Here is a 12,758-nt window from a genome sequence, read left to right as displayed (position 1 = left end):
CCGCGTGCAGCGGGGCAAGACTGGGCGAGGGGCTGGCTCACGCGAGCGCCTCCTGCGGCAGGTGCACGCGGGCGATGACGCCGCGCGGCTGGGCGGCTTCCAGCTCCAGCGTCGCCGCATCGCCGAAGCGGGCGGCGAGACGGGCCCGCGTGTTGGCCAGGCCCACGCCGGCGCCGCCGCTGGCCGCGCCGAAGCCCTGGCCGTTGTCGGCCACCTCGACGGTCAGGCCGCCGTCGGCCGCATGGCCAGCGCGGATCAGGATGCGGCCACCCTCCGGCAGCGGCGACAGACCATGCTTGATGGCGTTCTCCACCAGCGTCGGCAGCACCAATGTTGGCAGTTGGGCTGTCAGCAGCTCGGGCGGTGCCTGGATGTCGAAGGACAGGCGTTCGCCCATGCGCATCTGCAGGATGGCAAGGTAGTGGCGCACCAGCTCCAGCTCGTCGGCCAGCGTGGATTCATGCCGGCGCATGCCGGGCAGTGCGGCGCGCAGATAGGCGATCAGGGCCACCAGCATGTTGCGGCCGCGCTCGGGCTGGGTCTCGTACAGGCGCTTGACGTTGGCCAGGGTGTTGAACAGGAAGTGGGGCTCGATCTGCGCGTTCAACGCGGACAGCTGGGCCTCGGTCTGCTGGGTCTTCAGTGCCTCACGCTCGCGGAACAGCCGGGTCAGCTCATCCCGGCCCTGGCGCTGGGCGCGGCTGACGAGCAGCAGCGCATAGGCGATGCCCCCCAGCAGCGCCCACAGCGAGATGGTGGAGATGACCCAGGCCGGCTTGACCTTGTTGCTGGGGTCGCTCATGGACGAGACCGCGTAGCGCAGCCAGGTGCCCAGGGCGGCGCCGGAGGCGACGGCCAGGGCCTGTAGCGTCAGTGCGGACGACAGCTTCCAGCGCCGGCCGGCCAGCAAGGCCTCGGCCAAGCCCACCATCACCAGCAGGGAAATCCCGGTCAGCAGGCATTGGCGGCTGAAGCGGATCAGGTCGAAGAAGGCGTCGGCCAGGTCGCCGTCGCCTTCGCCGAACCAGGTCAGGGCGCGCGAGATGGCATAGAGCAGGCAGAAATAGTAGACGCCCGCCAGCATGCGCAGATTGCAGACGCGGCGAAAGGCTTGCAGCGGGCTGAGGTCCTCCATCCGGTCCATTCTCGGCGCCCGGCTCAAGGCCGGGTCGGCATGCGACGAAACGGGTCATATCCGGCGCCAAGCCGGATATGACCGGTCCGGCAACTGGGCTCAGGCAGCGCCAGCTGCCGCAATCAGCGCCTTGAGTTCCCGCTCCGAGGCCGCCGGATCGCCGAGATTGACCTCGATGAGGCGGCGCAGATGGGTGATGGACTCGATGTCGATGCTGCGGCACAGCACGCCGGCATGGTGGCCTTCGACATGGGCCAGCTCACCGGCCATGGCGATGACGATGTCGCCGGTGGCACCCGCCCCGAGAGGCAGCTTGACCAGGCAGGGCATACCGACCTGGGGCGGATTCCCGGCCGGCAATTGCAGCAACACACCCTTGAGGGAGATGTCGATCACCTGGCAGCGCAGATGCTCCTGGGTCGTGATCAGCTCGGCGCCGGAGGCGAAGGCGACGCGGGCGAATTGGCGGCGTTCGGTGCTGATGATGGTCTCCCGGCGGCGCAGCAGTGGGCTGGGCCGATCCTAGACGAAAGGTTCCAGCGCGGTGCTGCTGCTGAAGACGGTGCTGTGCTCCACGGCCTGCTGCAGCCTCTGCGGGGCCAGCGAGGCCAGGCCCATGGCTTCCAGCATGAACCAGGCGGCGCGCAGCAGGGCGACGATCTCGTCGCGCGTGCCGTCGACCTCGACCGGCGACTCATCCCAGTCGCGCTCCGGGGACTGGCGCGGCGCCACGACGGCCGGCCGGTGGGCGCGGGCGATGCGGGCCAGCAGCTCGCGGGTGTCCACGGTGGCGCTGGGTGCATCGATGAGGCGCACCAGGTCGCCCAGCTGCTGTTCGGCCGCGGCGGCCAGCAGGCGCGCGGCCTGGTCGGCCCCGCCCGCCAGATACAGGCCGGCGGCGAGGTCGGCGTATTCGAGGGCGGCGGACAGCCGCTGGAGGTCGGGGTTGGACGACATGACCATCGAGTCTAGGTTGTGTGCAGTGGCAAAGGGCGGCCAAACTTCACACTGCCTTGTTTATGCTGGCCCACACCCCCCGCATCCGAACGGAGAGCTCCATGACCGACCGCCGCAGGCATCTGCAACACCTGGCCGCCCTGGCTTCCGCGGCAGCCCTGCCCGCCTGGGCCGCGGAAGACCCGGACAGCACCTATGACGAGGAGTCCGTCCTCAAGGCTGCAACCGATTTCTTCGGCCAGACCACCGAAGGCCTGGCCAAGGTCATCGAGAAGGCCTTCAAGGACCAGGGCCGCCCGAACGCCTATATCAAGGGCCAGGAGGCCAGCGGCGCGGTGACCGTCGGCCTGCGTTATGGCGACGGCGAGCTGCTGATGAAGGGGGGCGGCAGCGCCAAGGTCTATTGGGCCGGCCCGTCCATCGGCTTCGACGTGGGCGGCAATGCATCCAAGGTCTTCACGCTGATCTACCACCTGCCCAAGGCCAGTGCCATCTACCAGCGCTTCCCCGGCGTGGACGGCAGCCTGTACTACATCGGCGGTGCCGGCATCAACTACCAGCGCCTGCACGGCATCGTGCTCGCACCCATCCGGCTGGGCGTCGGCTTGCGCGCCGGTGCGAGCGTCGGCTATATCCACTACCGGCGCGAGAAGAGCATCAACCCCTTCTGAGCAGGGGCAAAAAGCGCGCGCTTGTGCGTACCGTCAAAGCGCTCTGCCGGGCGGGCTGGCAATCTCGCCCCTTCGCGGTCATCGTCTCGCCGGCAGGCGTAGACTGTTGATTCATACAGTATCCGTATCCGAGGCCCCACCGTGAGCAGCACCACCGATCTGCCCGTGCAGGACATCTCCAGCGAAGTCCTGATCGAGAAATACGCCAAGGGCGGCGAGCAGACGCCCGACGAGTTGCGCGAGCGCGTGGCCCGCGCCCTGGCCCAGGCCGAGAAACCGGCCGAGCGCGCGAAATGGACGGCCGCCTTCCTCGAGGCCCAGCAGCGCGGCTTCGTGCCGGCCGGCCGCATCATGTCCGCGGCGGGCACCGAGCTGTCGGCCACGCTGATCAACTGCTTTGTGCAGCCGGTGGGCGACTCCATCGCCACGCCCGAGGACGGCGTGCCCGGCATCTACACCGCGCTGACCGAAGCCGCCGAAACCATGCGCCGTGGCGGCGGCGTCGGCTACGACTTCAGCCGCATCCGTCCCATGGGCGCCTGGGTGGGTTCGACGCGCAGCCATGCCTCCGGCCCCATCAGCTATATGCGCGTCTTCGACCGCAGCTGCGAGACGGTGGAGAGCGCCGGCAGCCGTCGCGGCGCGCAGATGGGCGTGCTGCGCTGCGACCACCCCGACATCGAGGCCTTCATCCATGCCAAGGACGAAGGCGATTTGCGCAACTTCAACATCTCCATCGGCGTCACCGACGCCTTCATGGAGGCCGTGCAGGCCGATGGCATGGTGGAGCTGGCTCACAAGGCCCAACCGAGCGCCGAGCAGATCGAGGCCGGCGCCTACCAGCGCGGCGATGGCCAGTGGGTCTACCGCAAGGTGCGCGCCCGCGAGCTGTGGGACCAGGTCATGCGCTCCACCTACGACCACGCCGAGCCGGGCGTGCTCTTCCTGGACCGCATCAATGCCGACAACAACCTGCATTACTGCGAGACGATCGCGGCGACCAACCCCTGTGCCGAACAGCCGCTTCCGCCCTATGGCTGCTGCTGCCTCGGCTCCATCGACCTGACGCGCTTTGTGCGCGACCCCTTCAGCGCCAGGCCGGTGTTCGACGAGGCCGGCTTTGCCGAGGTCGTGGCCGTGGCCACGCGCATGCTGGACAACGTGCTCGACGTGACGCCCTGGCCCTTGCCCGCGCAGGCCCAGGAGGCGAGCAACAAGCGCCGCGTTGGCCTCGGCTTCACGGGCCTGGGCGATGCCCTCGTCATGCTGAACCTGCGCTACGACACCCAGGCGGCGCGCGACATGGCCAGCCACATCAGCGAGGTCATGCGCGACGCGTCCTATGCCGCGTCCAGCGACCTCGCTGCCGAACGCGGCAGCTTCCCCCTCTTCAATGCCGACCTCTATCTGTCCGGCGGCAGCTTTGCGTCGCGCCTGCCGCAGGGACTGAAGGACAAGATCCGCACCCAGGGCCTGCGCAACTCCCACCTGCTGTCCATCGCGCCCACCGGCACCATCAGCCTGGCCTTTGCCGACAATGCGTCAAACGGCATCGAGCCGGCCTTCTCCTGGACCTACACGCGCAAGAAGCGCCTGCCGCAGACCGAAGGCGGCGGCTTCAAGGAATACGCCGTCGAGGACCATGCCTGGCGGCTGTACCGCCATCTGTTCGGCGCCGATGCGCCGCTGTCCGACGCCTTCGTCACCGCGCTGGAGCTGAGTGCAGCCGACCATGCTTCGATGGTCGCGGCCGTCGCGCCCTATATCGACACGTCCATCAGCAAGACGGTCAATGTGCCGGCCGACTATCCCTACGAGGACTTCCAGAACCTCTACATCCAGGCCTGGCAGAGCAAGCTCAAGGGCCTGGCCACCTACCGGCCCAACAGCGTGCTGGGCTCGGTGCTCAGTGTCACGCCAGAGGTCAAGCAGCCCGAGCCGCTGCGCGCCGAAGTCGACGGCACCAACCAGCGCCTCAAGGTCGAGCGCCTGCCCCAGGCCGTCGTCGCCTCGCTGCGCTGGCCCAGCCGCCCCGACATGCCCGGCGGCAACCCGGCCTGGAGCTATCTGATCCAGCATCCCCACGGCGACTTCGCCCTCTTCATCGGCGAGCTGCCGCTGGAAGGGCCGGACGCCGGCTTGTTCGGCCGCAACCTGCCCTTCGAGGTCTGGGTCAATGGCGCCGAGCAGCCGCGTGGCCTGTCGGCCCTGGCCAAGACCCTGTCCATGGACCTGCGCACCAACGACGCGGCCTGGCTGCGCCTGAAGCTCGACGCGCTCGCGACGGTCGCCGAGGAGCGCGCCTTCGAGATGCCCATGCCGCCGAGTGGCGAGAAGCGCCTCTTCCCCGGCGTCGTCGCCGCGACGGCCGCCGTCATCCGCTGGCGCTGCGAGCAGCTCGGTGCCTTGCAGGAGGGGGGCGCCACGCCGGTCGTGGACGCCATGTTCAGCCGCAACGAGCCGCGCACCGGCGTGTCCGGCACCCTGGCCTGGGCCGTCGACGTGGACAACCCGGCCACCAACGAGCAGTTCACGCTGACGCTGAAGGAGGTCGTGCTGCCGACACCCGATGGCGGCACGGTGACCAGACCCTGCGCCATGGGCTTCTCGGGCAACTATCCCAAGGCCCTGGACGGTTTGGCCCGCCTGCTGTCGCTGGACATGCGCGTCATGGACCCGGGCTGGATAGCGATGAAGCTGCGCAAGCTGCTGAATGTCGGTGAGCCCCTGGGCCACTTCATGGCGCCGGTGCCTTCACTGAACGGCGAACGCCGCCAGCAGGTCTGGCCATCGACCGTGGCCTATGTGGCGCGCCTGGTCATCCATCGCTACGCCATGCTCGGCATCCTCGACGAAGCCGGCCAGCCGCTGACCGACATGGGCCTGCTGCAGACCCCGGCGCCCAAGCTCGCCGCGGCTGCCGGCACCCTGCAGGTGCAGGCCGGCAAGCCCTGCCCGGAGTGCGGCAACGCGACCATGATCCACAAGGACGGCTGCGATTTCTGCACGGCGTGCGGGTATGTGGGGCAGTGCGGGTGACGTGTGAAGCACCCCATAAAGTGAAATTTTTGACCCATAAGTTGAAATCTTTCACCCCCATAAGGTGAAACCGGCGGAGCGCCGGAACGACTTCAGTGCCCGGCGACTACCGGGCACTTTTCTTACAGGTTGGAGGTCGTCAGCCACAGCAGTGGCAAACTACGGATGGCCACAGCTAAAGCCAATTGGGAATTGCAAACGCTGGCGCGCTCACTCGATATTCGGCGGAGTCCGTAGCACACGTCGAACGAAACGTCTGACGGTATCCGCAAGACGCTGGAGTTCCTCAGCGTGCGCAAAGGCTACCGCTTCGAGATGCAGGACATCCCGGCTGAATGCCCGCAGGTCTCCGGACGTGCTCTACAGCAACTACGACAGCACGCTTGAGGACATCGACACCAAGCCAGCCGTGCGCCTTGGCCGACGCCTCATCAAGGGCATGCGAGAGGCTGCGGCGCAGAGCATCGTCGAGGCGCGACGGAAGGCGCCGTTCACCAGTGCGGAGGACCTGAGCCTGCGTGCTCGGCTCGACCAGCCTGTGATGAAGCTGCTTGCAGGCGGCGACGCACTGATGAGCTTGTCAGGGCAACCGCCTCTACTTCGATGTTGTGCCGTTTGTGCCCAAGGAGGACCGTAAGGCTCGCGAGTTCGTGACCCTAGACAATGCAGCAGTTCGACAGAGAGTCGACCAGGAACTGAAGCGCATCGCTGGCTTAAGGTGAAGGAATAGCGCTGCGCTAGCTCGCCGTACTTCAAAATCGTGAGAAGTACCACGTGCCGGACGTCGTTGCTCTTCAGCTGCTGGGAGTCCAACCTGGAGCAAGTTCTTGAGGTGCTCGGCTCCAGGACTTGGCGCAAACGGGCTGTCATCAGTCTCAAGCTTGAACAGCAATTCCTTGACCAAGGGTTTCAACTTATGGGCTATTGCGGCAGGAAAATTTCACCTTATGGGGTGTCTAGATTTCGGCTTATGCCGGCTTGTCAGGCGCGTTGTCTCTATGAGAGACGATTTCAGTTTATGGGGTACTTCACATGACGGCGGCTTCTACCCAGGCTGCTTGATCAGATTCACCGCCACCGGCTGCCTGCCATCCAGGATGTCCGTGGTGACCTCGCGCAGCACGATGGCGCCATGCAGCTTGCGCCAGCTGTCCCAGAGGTGCGCCGCATCGGCATCGATGCTGGACGGCCCGCTGAGCGCATAGGTGCGGCCGGTCTTGGTGGTCACCTCTTCGGTGTCGATGTGCACGAAGGCGACGGCCGACGAGACCTTGGCGCAATGCTCGTGCTCGATATAGCCGACGAGGTGCCAGGTGGGGGCGTCGTAGCTGGGCACCTGCACCTCCCAGGCGCGCCAGCGGACCAGCACGATGCGCGGCTCCTGCGAGAAGGGCGTGGAGATCCAGAAGCCGCTCATGGGCGTGGCGACCTGGCATGCAGTGATCGCGTGCTTGAGGCGGGCGCCGGCGCCGGTCGGCCTGCGGCCGGGTGCGGCTCGACGGCGCGACGCCATAGCGGCAGCACCATCGGCTGCGGCGGGAACAGCTCAGGGCCGGGATCGCCGAACCAGTTGGGCACGGTCAGTCGGAATGGGATTCTCATGTCTGAGGCCTGTGGCTCAACAGTGAGCACCCTTGAACGATGACCTCGGCGCGGTTGCGCGGCTGTAGGACGTTAGGCCGCTTACGCACCGGTGAAGCGGCAGCGTGCGAGATGACCCGCTGGCCTAGGGTGCCTTCGCCGCGCTCGGCGGGCTGATCGACCACTGCTGGCGGTACTCGGCGCGATAGGGAAGCAGGTCGTCGACCTCCAGCTGGCCGAGCTGGCGCAGCAGCTCCGTCGTGACGGCAATCGGGCGAGCGACGCGACCGCTGGGAGCTTGCCTTGCGAAGGCGCGCCTCAGTTCGTCGGCCAGCTGCCAGCCTTGCAGGCCGGTGGGCTCGGCGATGGTGGCGAGCTGCTGTGAGCGGCCGGAGCGGATGCGGCTCATTGCCGTGCGCGAGCCGTCGCCAGCGGCGATGCCGACGATGTCGCCGCGGCCCAGGGCCTGCAGCGGGAAGTGCATGGAGTCCATGTAGACGTCATTGATCGCCAGCACATGGGTCCAGCGCCTGCCGAAGCGCTGCTGCAGCTTCTCCAGCGCCGCCGGCATCTCCTTGGCGGCGCTGGAGATGGGCAGGTCCTCGACGGCCAGCAGCTCGCAGCGGGCGCAGCGCGACAGTGCCTCGCGCATGCGCAGGGTCTTGACGTTGGCGATGTCGAAGCGTCCGTCGTTGAAGATGACGACGCCGGCCTGGGTGCCGCTCGCCGGTGTGACCAGGGCCGCGGCCATGTCGGCAACGGCCAGCGGGTCGGTACTGACATTGGCGAACAGATAGGGCGTGGCCCCATGGCGAGCGGACGCGTGCCAGCCCACCAGCGCCGGCAGAGGGCGCGAGGACGCGGCCAACCGGTCGGCGATATCGGACTCGTCGAAGCCTCCCAGCACGATGCCGTCGACGCCGGCCTTCAGGGCGTCGTCGAACAGGCGCCGGATCGTCGCCTTGTCGCCCTTGCCGTTGACGATGCTCAGCGTCCAGCCGAGTTCCTGGCAGGCCTGTTCGAAGCTGCGGTAGACGGTGGTGATGCCGCCGTTGCGAAAGTCCTGGGCCAGGAAGATGACGCGCCGGGGAGCGCCCGTTGCCGGGCCGGGCTGTTGTGCGAGCGCGGTGCTCCAGGTCAGAGCGGCCAGCAAGCCGAGCATCGAGCGGCGCGACGGGCTGGTGCTGAAGCGGGCGAGCGTCATGCATGCAGCCTACCCTGCATTCGCCCGCGGCGGGCGTCGTCAATAGATGTCGACCTTGACCTTGTCCACCGTGTATTTGCCGCTGCTGTAGTAGCCCTTGCTCGTCGCGTCGCGCGTGAAGCGCAGGCGGATGGTCGGTGAGCCGCCGGGATAGTTGGGGCCGCTGCCGTAGACCGGTACCGGCGCGGTGCCGACATTGGTCGTCGGCGTCTGGTCGACGGTGCGGGTGAGGGACTTGGAGGTTTCAAGTGCGGCGAAGATGTCGGCCGAGTTGTAGGCGCTGCTGTAGTAATAGGCCGTGCCGATGGCGCTCTTGCTGCTGGTGACGACCTTGCTGGACCAGTTGTACTTGTCCCCCGGCGTCAGCAGGCTGACGCGCAGGCCGTTGACCTTGTAGTAGCTGCCGGTTTGCACGCTGGCCGCCGCGGTGTCGACGATGAGCAGCTTGTTGGTGCCGTAGACGGCGGCCGTCTGCGCCGAGGTGTCGACCACCACGCCGGTGTTCTCGTCCACGCCAAAGCCCTGGGCCACGCCAAGGTCACGCAGCGCTGCGGCCAGGCGCCCCAGGCGGCCGGAGCGGCTGTCGAAATGGGTGTCGCTGAGGATGCCGGCGGGCAGATAGCCCAGGGCCTTCATCGTGGCGCCGTTCTCCAGGTAGCGCAAGGCCGACAGGCCGTCGCGGGTGTCGCCCAGCGTGGCGTAACCGGTGACGGGGGTGTCGGGCAGGTCGGCGCCGTAGTAGAGGTAGCCGTAGCTGACGCCGGCCGCATGCATGTTGACGTTGAGCGCATGGTTGCCGGCCGAGTCGCCGGCGATGACGATGCTGCCGCCGCCATTGCTCCAGCGGGTGCGCAGCGCGGCGGCCAGGGCGGTGTCGGCGCCGCTGTCGGTGAGGAATGTGCGGACGATCTTGGCCTGGTCGCCACCGACAAACCACACCGCGTCGGCCTGGTTGAGGATGGCGATATTGGCCTGGCCCTCGGGCGTGCTGCCGCTGGTGTGCACGCCATAGTTGTCGACGTGGGCGGTGATGAACTTCGGGCTGAAGCCGTGGGTCTGGAAGAGGTTGTAGTAGCCGCGCTTGAGCGGCGTGGAGCCGCTGGCCGGGATGTCGTTGTTGAAGGCGTCCAGGCCGGTGGCGTAGCTGTCCTTGGCGGCCGTGACGACGGCGATGCGCGGGCAGACGGTGGTGTTCCAGTTGCTGCCGCAGTTGCTGGTGCTGTTGATATTGGGCGTGAAGCCGGTGTCGCGCCCCGTGGCCTTGCGCAGGCCGTTGACGAAGAGGTCGGTGTTGGCGTCTTCATAGGCGCCACCGGAGAGGAAGAGTTTGCCGGCGGCGGCCGGGAATGATGCTGCGGCCAGCGCGCCGCACAACAGGAATCCCACGACAGATTTCATGTGCTCTCCAGGCGGAGGAGGGGGGCGCCGGAATGGCGGCCTCTAACCCTGAGCGCACGGTAGTGACGGGGGTGTGTCGGCGGAAGGTGGCGACTTGCAGCGGCGCGACGCCGACTTGCGTCGCTGTGCCGGGGCCGGGAATGTCCTGAGCGGGTGGGCCCTAGGCGCGCCAGGCCAGCACCGGGCCGCCGTCGTCGATGCGGGCGTGCACCGGCGGCTGAAAGCCCGCGGCCTGCAATGCAGCCCGTACGGGCCTGTGGGCTTCGGGCACGTCCAGCACATGGCTTTCCGCGGCCTCGCCGAGGAAGGACAGATAGACCATCTGGCGCGGCAGCAGGGCGGCCAGATGGCTGCGCCAGTCGGGTCCGAGCCGGCTTTCAGCTTCGGCCGGGTCGCCCGGGTAGAAGCGCGCACCCAGGGCTTGCCAGAAGGGCGAACCACCCTCGGCGTCGCGCCAGCCGGGCAGCTCGCAGACCAGGGTGTCGCCGAAGTCCTCCGGCCGCTCGCGCAGCAGCTGCTGGGCCGCGGCGATGAGCTGCGGCAACTCCGGCGTCGGCCGCAGCTGCGTCAGCTCCGCGGCGCCGGTGTGGTCGTTGCCAAGCAGCAGCGTGGTCTGCACGCGGAACAGGGCCAGCTCGGCGGCGGCGTGCACGACACGGCCGAGGCGGAAGTGGTAGCGCGGCAGTTGCAGACCGATGCGCGGCACCAGAAGGGCGCTGGCGCCGTTGAGCGACAGCCGCAAGCCAGCGGCTTCTTGAGTCACTTGAACGGCGCTCACGCCGCCACCTCCATCTGCAGCGGCGTCACGACGAGGCGTTCGCCCGGTTGGGCACCCACACGGGCCGCGGTGGCGGTATCCACGTCATGGCCCACCTCGGCGAGGACGGCACGGAAGCGTGCGCGCTCCGTGCAAGCGACGAGCGCCCACTCGCGTGGGCCGCTGCGGTCGTCCTGGACGATGACATCCCGCGCCAGCCTCACGCTGCGCAGCGACGCCAGCGGCGCCTCCACGGTCGGCCCGCCGTCGAAGATGTCGACATAGGTGTCGGCGTCGAAGCCTTCGTCCTGCAGCACCGAGAAGGGCAGTTCGCCCACCGGATGCAGCTGGCCCAGGGCCCACTGCGCGGCCTCGGGCAGCAGGGCCACGTAGATGGGCGAGGGCGGCATCAGGTCGGCGATGCAGGCGCGGCTGCGGCCGCCGATGATGGCCTCGGCCTCGGGGTAAGCCATGCCGAAGAAGCGCCGGCCGACGGCGTCCCAGAAGGGGCTCTGGCCGGCCGCGTCCGTGATGCCGGGGCTCTCGGCCGCAATGCGCCCGGAGAAGCGCGCCGCGTTGTCGCGGATGAAGAGCAGGCGCGCGCGTGACAGCAACTGGGCCGCGGGGCCGTTCTCGTAGTCGGGTTCCAGATAGAAGGAGGTCAGCAGCGTGGTGCCGGTCAGGTCGTGGCAGAGATGCAGGGTGTGCATGCGCTGCGACACACCCAGGGCTGTGCTGGCATGCACGACAAACTCGTTGCGGTAGCTGTAGAAGCGGTCGAAGAAGCCGGCGCTGGCGGCGATGCCGGAGCAGCCCACGATGCGTCCCGCGTCTTCCAGCACGAAGAGATAGGTCTCCTCGCCGCTGGCGTCGTCGGGGCTGGCGAAGGACTGCAGGGAGGCGGCGATGCGTGCGCGCAGCTTGGCCTCGTCGTTGGGCAGCGAGCTGATGCCGTCGGCGCTGGCCGCGGCCATGCGCAGCAGGTCGGGCAGGTCGGCCGCCGCCACGGGGCGCAGCAGCAGGGTGTTCATGGGCGGTCTCCGGAAGAAGGTTCGGCGCGCCAGGCCTGGGCGCGCTGGCTGCGCTCGTCGCGCGGCGTGCGGCCGAAATGGGCGCGGTAGGCGTTGGAGAAATGCGGGCCCGACGAGAAGCCGCAGGACAGGCCGATCTGCAGGATGGACTGCGAGCTCTGCTGCAACAGCCGCCGCGCGCGGGCCAGGCGCAGCTCCAGGTAGTGGCGCGAGGGCAGGGTGTCGAGGTGCTGCTTGAACAGGCGCTCCAGTTGGCGCCGCGATACGCCCACGAGAGTCGCCACCTCCTCGGTCGGCAGCGGCTCGCCGAGGTTGGCTTCCATCAGCGCCAGGGCTTCGGCCAGCTTGGGGCTGCCGGCGCCGCGCTGCTCGCTGTAGCCGCCGCGCTGTCGTTCATCGCGCGGGCGCAGGCCGGTCAGGCCCAGGGCCTGCAGCACCTCCTGGCCGAGACGCTCGCCATGCTGGGCGGCCAGCCAGGCGCAGCAGAGGTCCATGCCGGCCGTGCCGGCGGCGCTGAGCCGGTCGCCGGCCGCGTTGATGTCCCACAGGCCCTGGGCCCAGGCGACGCCGGCGTGCGCGTCGGCCAGGCCGTCCAGCAACGGCCAGTCGGCGCAGGCGCGCTGGCCGTCAAGCAGGCCGGCAGACGCGAGCCAGGCCGCACCGGCGGCGAGGCCACCGAGCGCGACGCCGTCAGTGGCCCAGCGGCGCAGCAGGGCGAGCGCGTTTGCGTCGGGTGGCGTGGGATCGGCCGCGATGACGAAGACGGCATGCCAATCAGCGGGATGCATCGCGCTGCCGGTCTGCACGCCCACACCACCTTGTGCGGTGACCAACCCACCGCTCGTCGACAGCGCCTCGCTGCGATAGCGCGCCTCGTCCTGCAGTTCGTTGACCGCTTCCAGGCTGTCCACCACGGCAGCCAGCGCGAGCAGCGGGAAACCCGGCTCCAGCAGCAGGCCGATGCGGCGGACGGGTGGCGTCATGC

The 12,758-nt window shown here is 68.5% G+C and carries 12 protein-coding genes; 3 read left to right on the top strand and 9 right to left on the bottom strand.

Features of this window, described 5'->3' with window-relative positions; genetic code table 11:
* Positions 1–37: 37 nt before the first annotated feature.
* The 3 genes from J2X20_RS09825 to J2X20_RS09815 form a co-directional block, all read right to left on the bottom strand.
* The gene (locus tag J2X20_RS09825) at positions 38–1,135 is read right to left on the bottom strand and encodes a sensor histidine kinase (RefSeq protein ID WP_310263868.1); all 1,098 of its coding nucleotides are present in this window, start codon (positions 1,133–1,135) and stop codon (positions 38–40) included.
* Between the two features lie 99 nt (positions 1,136–1,234).
* Entirely contained in the window at positions 1,235–1,618 is a 384-nt protein-coding gene (locus J2X20_RS09820; RefSeq protein ID WP_310265152.1) for a PilZ domain-containing protein, read from the bottom strand.
* A gap of 39 nt (positions 1,619–1,657) precedes the next feature.
* A complete protein-coding gene (locus J2X20_RS09815) occupies positions 1,658–2,092 on the bottom strand; it encodes a hypothetical protein (protein ID WP_310263867.1) in 435 nt (144 codons plus the stop codon).
* Positions 2,093–2,193: 101 nt separating this feature from the next.
* On the opposite strand from J2X20_RS09815, the gene J2X20_RS09810 reads away from it, so the two are divergent.
* The 3 genes from J2X20_RS09810 (at position 2,194) to J2X20_RS09800 (ending at position 6,439) form a co-directional block, all read left to right on the top strand.
* Entirely contained in the window at positions 2,194–2,763 is a 570-nt protein-coding gene (locus tag J2X20_RS09810; protein WP_310263866.1) for a DUF1134 domain-containing protein, read from the top strand.
* A gap of 141 nt (positions 2,764–2,904) precedes the next feature.
* A complete protein-coding gene (locus J2X20_RS09805; RefSeq protein ID WP_310263864.1) occupies positions 2,905–5,802 on the top strand; it encodes an adenosylcobalamin-dependent ribonucleoside-diphosphate reductase in 2,898 nt (965 codons plus the stop codon).
* Positions 5,803–6,157: 355 nt separating this feature from the next.
* On the top strand, positions 6,158–6,439 hold the full coding sequence (locus J2X20_RS09800) for a helix-hairpin-helix domain-containing protein (protein ID WP_310263862.1): 282 nt from the start codon (positions 6,158–6,160) through the stop codon (positions 6,437–6,439).
* Between the two features lie 408 nt (positions 6,440–6,847).
* On the opposite strand, the gene J2X20_RS09795 is transcribed toward J2X20_RS09800, so the two are convergent.
* From J2X20_RS09795 to J2X20_RS09770, 6 genes are all read right to left on the bottom strand, one after another.
* On the bottom strand, positions 6,848–7,315 hold the full coding sequence (locus J2X20_RS09795; RefSeq protein WP_310263860.1) for a hypothetical protein: 468 nt from the start codon (positions 7,313–7,315) through the stop codon (positions 6,848–6,850).
* A gap of 213 nt (positions 7,316–7,528) precedes the next feature.
* Positions 7,529–8,587 carry a substrate-binding domain-containing protein gene (locus J2X20_RS09790; RefSeq protein WP_310263859.1) on the bottom strand — a complete coding sequence of 353 codons (1,059 nt, stop codon included), beginning with the start codon at positions 8,585–8,587 and terminating at the stop codon, positions 7,529–7,531.
* Positions 8,588–8,626: 39 nt separating this feature from the next.
* Positions 8,627–9,985, bottom strand: a complete 1,359-nt coding sequence (locus J2X20_RS09785) for a cyanophycinase (RefSeq protein ID WP_310263857.1) — start codon at positions 9,983–9,985, stop codon at positions 8,627–8,629.
* A gap of 160 nt (positions 9,986–10,145) precedes the next feature.
* Positions 10,146–10,763, bottom strand: a complete 618-nt coding sequence (locus J2X20_RS09780; protein WP_310263855.1) for an arginine N-succinyltransferase — start codon at positions 10,761–10,763, stop codon at positions 10,146–10,148.
* Positions 10,760–11,773, bottom strand: coding sequence for an arginine N-succinyltransferase (locus tag J2X20_RS09775; protein ID WP_310263853.1), 1,014 nt, complete (start codon positions 11,771–11,773; stop codon positions 10,760–10,762). Before J2X20_RS09775 ends, J2X20_RS09780 begins: the two co-directional genes overlap by 4 nt.
* Positions 11,770–12,756: a GlxA family transcriptional regulator gene (locus J2X20_RS09770; protein WP_310263850.1), complete on the bottom strand. Its 987-nt coding sequence runs from the start codon at positions 12,754–12,756 to the stop codon at positions 11,770–11,772. Before J2X20_RS09770 ends, J2X20_RS09775 begins: the two co-directional genes overlap by 4 nt.
* Positions 12,757–12,758: the final 2 nt, after the last annotated feature.

The sequence above is a fragment of the Roseateles saccharophilus genome (assembly GCF_031458095.1).
In the GTDB taxonomy this organism is placed as follows: Bacteria; Pseudomonadota; Gammaproteobacteria; order Burkholderiales; family Burkholderiaceae_C; genus Pelomonas; species Pelomonas saccharophila_A.
The sequence above is the reverse complement of the archived record's forward strand: the minus strand, read 5'-3'. Positions and strand labels throughout refer to the sequence as shown.

Excerpts from the sequence above, each read along its gene's own strand:
- J2X20_RS09825 (WP_310263868.1), bottom strand. The coding sequence starts at position 1,135 with ATGGAGGACCTCAGCCCGCTGCAAGCCTTTCGCCGCGTCTGCAATCTG.
- J2X20_RS09815 (WP_310263867.1), bottom strand. The coding sequence starts at position 2,092 with ATGTCGTCCAACCCCGACCTCCAGCGGCTGTCCGCCGCCCTCGAATAC.
- J2X20_RS09810 (WP_310263866.1), top strand. The coding sequence starts at position 2,194 with ATGACCGACCGCCGCAGGCATCTGCAACACCTGGCCGCCCTGGCTTCC.
- J2X20_RS09795 (WP_310263860.1), bottom strand. The coding sequence starts at position 7,315 with ATGGCGTCGCGCCGTCGAGCCGCACCCGGCCGCAGGCCGACCGGCGCC.
- J2X20_RS09790 (WP_310263859.1), bottom strand. The coding sequence starts at position 8,587 with ATGACGCTCGCCCGCTTCAGCACCAGCCCGTCGCGCCGCTCGATGCTC.
- J2X20_RS09785 (WP_310263857.1), bottom strand. The coding sequence starts at position 9,985 with ATGAAATCTGTCGTGGGATTCCTGTTGTGCGGCGCGCTGGCCGCAGCA.
- J2X20_RS09775 (WP_310263853.1), bottom strand. The coding sequence starts at position 11,773 with ATGAACACCCTGCTGCTGCGCCCCGTGGCGGCGGCCGACCTGCCCGAC.
- J2X20_RS09770 (WP_310263850.1), bottom strand. The coding sequence starts at position 12,756 with ATGACGCCACCCGTCCGCCGCATCGGCCTGCTGCTGGAGCCGGGTTTC.